This is a genomic window from Bacillus sp. Nf3 (genome assembly GCF_003028545.1).
Lineage (GTDB): Bacteria > Bacillota > Bacilli > Bacillales > Bacillaceae > Bacillus > Bacillus safensis.
In genome coordinates, this window is record NZ_PYUA01000050.1 from 1 (window position 1) to 641 (window position 641).

General features: G+C 59.4%; 1 protein-coding gene. It reads right to left on the reverse strand.

The window, feature by feature from the left end; translation table 11 throughout:
* Positions 1–629: DUF6708 domain-containing protein (locus C9414_RS20795; RefSeq protein WP_219909130.1), on the reverse strand; the 629-nt coding region annotated here is incomplete at its 3' end.
* Positions 630–641 lie beyond the last annotated feature (12 nt).

Sequence of the window (641 nt, forward strand, 5' to 3'; positions counted from 1 at the left end):
AACGCGCGCGCATAGATCGCCGGATCACTCGCGAACTCCGCCATGAACCGTGGCTCTGGAAGTCGATAGGGATCTTCCGGATCGATCTGGCACTCTGCCTCGATCTCCGGTGGGAACACCGGCTTGCGGCAGGTCTTGAAGGTCAGCCACCGGCAGAGCGTCAGCGCGCCGTAGATCGGGAACATCAGATTGGTACGCAACGGCATCAGCGCGGTGCCCATCATCAGGATGACCATCAGCCAGCAGTTGCGGATCGTTGGATCCGCCGAGAGCGTGATGACCCGGTCCAACGGGTCGTCATAGCAGCATTCCGGGCCCTCCTGCATGTAGCGGCAGATCAATGCCCATTGCTCGAGAATGTGATCGTCGTGATGCCAGAAGTGTCCGACGGTGAAGGTCTGTTGTATCTGCCGATTGCGATCGAGCAGATGGCACCTAAGGTCACGTAGCTCAGGATTCTGCGCGCCACGGCCGATGTGGAAGAAGGCGCAGGGAGAACCCCAGGGAACGACAGTCACACCGTCTGGCCCGTTGTGCCTGAAGAAGTAGATCTTGCGGGTAATGCGATTGAAGCGAACCGGGTAGTGGGTGTACTGGAAGAGGTCGTTGCGGAGCAGCAACGTCCACATCATGGCACCCAG